The sequence below is a fragment of the Bradyrhizobium sp. genome, assembly GCF_049581145.1.
GTDB lineage: Bacteria > Pseudomonadota > Alphaproteobacteria > Rhizobiales > Xanthobacteraceae > Bradyrhizobium.
The window spans coordinates 1-4,750 of record NZ_JBAURI010000226.1 but is presented as its reverse complement, the minus strand read 5'-3'; the positions used below and the strand labels follow the sequence as shown (position 1 = coordinate 4,750).

Sequence of the window (4,750 nt, the reverse complement as noted above, 5' to 3'; positions counted from 1 at the left end):
CCCGGAATGACGAACGATGGGTCAACGCCGATAGAACCAGTTTCATGGAATCGCTCGTCTCGTATGTCCGCGACCTGCCGCGCGAGAGCGCGCGATGTCGAAAAACCTCAATCCGGCCTTACCATCTCGAACATGTTTTCCGGCTTGATCTCGAAATAGTCGCCGCGGCGGCCGGCGCGGACGATGGGGTGGGCCAGCGCGGTCTGGTAGACGCCGTCCTTGATCATGGCCTTGTCGATATGGACGGCGACCACCTCGCCGAGGGTCAGCCAGGCCGGCGCCTCCTTGCCATCGGCGCCGTGCAACCGGATGATCTGCGTCAGCTTGCATTCGAACGACACCGGGCTTTCGGCGACGCGCGGCACCTCGACGATCTGGCTCGGCAGCTGGGTCAGGCCGGCGATGGTGAACTCGCAGACATCGTGGGGGACATGGGCCGCGGTCGCGTTCATCTGCTTGGCCAGATCCATGGTGGCGAGATTCCAGACGAACTCGCCGGTTTCCTGGATGTTGGCGACGCTGTCCTTCCAGGTGGTGGAGGAGAAACCGATGATCGGCGGGGTGTAGCAGAAGGCGTTGAAGAAGCTGTAGGGCGCCAGGTTGACATGGCCTTTGGCGTCACGTGAGGAGATCCAGCCGATCGGGCGCGGCGCGATGATGGCATTGAAGGGGTCGTGCTTGAGGCCGTGGCCATTGACGGGCTGGTAGGAGTGCAGGTCTTTTGGGGTTGATGCGTCCATTCTACTTCCTACTGGATTTGATTGACCGTCATTGCGAGCGGCAGCGAGCAATCCAACCCCGTATTTGCGGCGCGATGGATTGCTTCGCTGCCGCTCGCAATGACGCGGAAATACTTTACGTTTCCTTGTGAACGATTGTCTGCCTGCGCGACGTCAGCCCTACCATGACGAAATCGATCATCTGGTCGATCGAAGGTCCCGGCTTGTTGATGGCCTGCGCGATCATCTGCGGGTGGAAGAAGCGCATCATCGCGGTGCAGGCACACATGGCTGCAACCGCCACGTCGGCCGCCTCGAACTCCCCGGAGGCCACGCCCTGCGCGATGACGCCGCCGATGCTCTCGGTGATCCGCTCCATATGCGCCTTGCAGACTTCCCAGCTCTCCTCCATGGCGATCTCGACCATCTCATGCAGCTTGGAATCGCCGACATAGCGCTCGCTGTTCATGCGATGGATCGCGGTCATCAGTTCGCGCAGGCGCAACGCCGCCGGGCCAGGCCGCACGACGATCTCATGCGCGGCCTCCTCGACCCCGCCCATCAGGCCGCGCGCGACGCCTTCGTGGATCGCCTTCTTGGAATCGAAGAAGCGATAGACGTTGGCCGGGCTCATGCGCAGCTCTTTGGCGATGTCGGCAACCGTGGTCTTCTGATAGCCGATCTGCCGGAACAGACGCTCCGCCACCACGAGAATTCGTTCCCGTGTATCCGGCTCGACATGGTCCGAGATCAGCGTCATGTGGTGCTCAATGTTCAATTATTCCGCGGCCTCAGCAAGCGGAAATGCGGGTTCGGGATGATGCTGCGGCGCGACACTGATCTGTTCGCTCGGCCCCCTTTGTTCAAGGCTCTTGCGGAACCAGAGGGCGTACAGGCCCGGCAGATACAGCAAGGTCAGGAAAGTCGCAACGAACAAACCGCCCATGATGGTGATCGCCATCGGGCCCCAGAACGCCGAGCGCGACAACGGGATCATGGCGAGGATGGCCGCGAGCGCTGTCAGCACCACCGGCCGGGCACGCCGGACGGTGGCTTCCACGATGGCCTGCTTGCGCGACAGCCCGTGGCTGACATCGGTTTCGATCTGGTCGACCAGGATCACGGTGTTGCGCATGATCATGCCGGCAAGCGCGATCAGGCCCAGGAGCGCCACGAACCCGAACGGCTGGTTGGCGACGTTGAGCCCGAGCGAGGCGCCGACGATGCCGAGCGGGGCGGTCAGGAACACCAGGAGCAGCCGGGAAAAGCTCTGCAACTGGATCATCAGGAGCGTCAGCATGACGATCGCCATCAAGGGAAACAGCACGAAGATCGAGGCGTTGCCCTTGGCGGATTCCTCGATGGCTCCGCCCATCTCGATGCGATAGGCCGGCTCGAGGTGGTCGCGGATGTCCTGCAGTTTTGGCCAGATCTGGTTGGTCACGTCGGGCGCCTGGACGCCGTCCTTGACGTCGGCCCGCACCGTGATCGCCATGTCGCGGTTGCGGCGCCACAGGATCGGCTCCTCGTGGGAATATTCGATCTTGGCGATCTGCTGCAGCGGCACCGCGACGCCATTGACCGTGGTCACCGTGAGATCGCCGACATGGGCGAGGTCGAGCCGTTCGGAGGGCACCGCGCGGGCGACGACGCCGACCTTCTCGACGCCATCGCGGATGGTCGTGACCTGGACACCGGAGATCAGCATGGCGAGCGCCTGCGAGACGTCCTGCGGCGTCAGGCCCAGCGCGCGGGCGCGGTCCTGATCCACCACCAGCTTGAGGTAGGGCGACTGCTCGTTCCAGTCGAGCTGCGGATCCCTGACATTCGGATTTTCCTTGACGATGTCGCGAACCTGATAGGCGATGTCGCGCACCTTGGTGGTGTCGGGCCCGATCACGCGGAATTGCACGGGAAAGCCGACCGGCGGGCCGAAATTGAAGCGGTCGACGCGCACGCGGGCCTCGGTGAGCGCGCCGTCAGCGACCGCGTTCTCGATCTTCGCCTTGATCCGCTCGCGCGCCTCGACGTCCCTGGCGACGATGACGATCTCGGCAAAGGCCTCGTTCGGCAGTTGCGGATTGAGGCCGAGCCAGAAGCGCGGTGAGCCCTGGCCGACATAGGAGGTATAGGTTGAAATGTCCTGATCGCCCTTGAGCAGGGTTTCCGCCTTCTCCACCGACTTTTCCGTGACGTTGATGGCGGTGCCTTCCGGCAGGCGAAGCTGCAGGAACAGTTCGGGCCGCTCCGACAGCGGGAAGAATTGCTGCTGCACATGGCCGAAGGCGATGATCGAGAGCACGAAGACGCCGACGGTCGCCGCGACCACCGTGACGCGATGGTCGACGCACCATTGGATCACGGCCCGCAGGCCGCGATACATCCGCGTCTCGTAGACCGCATGCGGATCATGATCGTGACGGACGGCGATATTCGGCAGCAGCTTGACGCCGATATAGGGGGTGAAGATCACGGCGACGAACCAGGAGGCGACCAGCGCGATCGCCACGATCCAGAAGATGCCGCCGGCATATTCGCCGACCGCGGAATTGGCAAAGCCGATCGGCAGGAAGCCGGCCGCCGTCACCAGCGTGCCGGTCAGCATCGGAAACGCGGTGGATTCCCAGGCAAACGACGCGGCTTTCATGCGGTCCCAGCCCTGCTCCATCTTCACCACCATCATCTCGACCGCGATGATGGCGTCGTCGACCAGAAGTCCGAGCGCGATGATCAGGGCGCCGAGCGTGATGCGGTGCAGATCGAGCGACATCGCGTTCATGACGATGAAGACGATCGCGAGCACCAGCGGCACCGACAGCGCCACCACGATGCCGGTGCGCCAGCCGAGCGCCAGGAAGGAGACGAACAGCACGATCACCAGCGCCTCGATGAAGGAATGCACGAACTCGCCGACGGCGTGCTCGACCACCTTGGGCTGATCGGCGATCAGATCGACATTGATGCCCTGCGGCACCGCCTTCATGAACTCGGCGGCGGCTGCCGATACATCCTTGCCGAGCTCGAGGATGTTGGCGCCGCGCGCGGTGACGACGCCGATGCCGATCGCCGGCTTGCCCTCCTGGCGCACCACGAAGCTCGGCGGATCGACATAGCCATGGCTGACGGTCGCGATATCGCCGAGCCGGAACACCCGCCCGTTGCTTTGCACCGGCGTCTCCGCGACCGCCTTGACGCCGTCGAGCGCGCCGGTGACGCGCAGCGGCACGCGCTGCGAGTCTGTCTCCACCGTTCCGGCCGGCACCACATTGTTCTGTTTCGCCAGCGAGTCGAACAGCGCCTGCGGGGTGACGCCGAGCGTGGCGAGCTTGGCATGCGAGAACTCGACGAAGATGCGCTCGTCCTGGGTGCCGTAGATATCGACCTTGGTGACGCCGTTGACCTTCAATAGCCGCTGGCGAAAGCCTTCGGCGGCCTTTTTCAATTGCGCGTAGTCGGCGCCCTCGCCGGTCATCATATAGAGGATGGAATCGACGTCGCTGAATTCGTCGTTGACGACGGGACCGAGCAGGCCGGCCGGCAAATCGCCCTGCACGTCGGCGAGCTTCTTGCGCAACAGGTAAAACAGATACGGCACCTCCTTCGGCGGCGTCGAATCCTTGAACGTGACCTGCATTGCGGTGAAGGAGGGTTTCGAATAGGTCTGCACCTTGTCGAAGTAGGGCAGCTCCTGCAGCTTCTTCTCGATCGGGTCGGCCACCTGCATCTGCATCTCGGCCGCGGTCGCGCCCGGCCAGATCGCCGAGACGTTCACCACCTTGACCGTGAAGAACGGATCCTCCGCGCGTCCGAGCCGCTGATAGGAGAAGAAGCCGGCGGCGCCGAGCGCCAGCATCAGGAACAGCACGAGGGCGGGATGGCTGACCGCCCAGGCGGAAAGATTGAACCGTTTCATCGCACCCTCCAATGACGAACCAAGCGTGGTGTGAGCAAATGCAGTCTTCGTCATTCCGGGGCGCGCGAAAGCGCGAACCCGGAATCTCGAGATTCTCTGGTGCGCAATTGCGCACCAT

At 63.4% G+C, this 4,750-nt stretch carries 3 protein-coding genes; all 3 read right to left on the bottom strand.

What is annotated here, in order from left to right; translation table 11 throughout:
• Window positions 1-107 precede the first annotated feature (107 nt).
• Complete coding sequence (locus tag WCB02_RS07405; protein ID WP_423957184.1) at window positions 108-740, bottom strand: flavin reductase family protein; 633 nt, start codon at window positions 738-740, stop codon at window positions 108-110.
• Between the two features lie 115 nt (window positions 741-855).
• Entirely contained in the window at window positions 856-1,479 is a 624-nt protein-coding gene (locus WCB02_RS07400; protein WP_423957183.1) for a TetR/AcrR family transcriptional regulator, read from the bottom strand.
• Window positions 1,480-1,497: 18 nt separating this feature from the next.
• On the bottom strand, window positions 1,498-4,632 hold the full coding sequence (locus tag WCB02_RS07395; RefSeq protein WP_423957181.1) for an efflux RND transporter permease subunit: 3,135 nt from the start codon (window positions 4,630-4,632) through the stop codon (window positions 1,498-1,500).
• Between the last annotated feature and the right edge of the window lie 118 nt (window positions 4,633-4,750).

What these genes read in the sequence shown, in the direction of transcription:
- WCB02_RS07400 (WP_423957183.1), bottom strand. Translation starts at nt 1,479, where the DNA reads ATGACGCTGATCTCGGACCATGTCGAGCCGGATACACGGGAACGAATT.
- WCB02_RS07395 (WP_423957181.1), bottom strand. Translation starts at nt 4,632, where the DNA reads ATGAAACGGTTCAATCTTTCCGCCTGGGCGGTCAGCCATCCCGCCCTC.
- WCB02_RS07405 (WP_423957184.1), bottom strand. Translation starts at nt 740, where the DNA reads ATGGACGCATCAACCCCAAAAGACCTGCACTCCTACCAGCCCGTCAAT.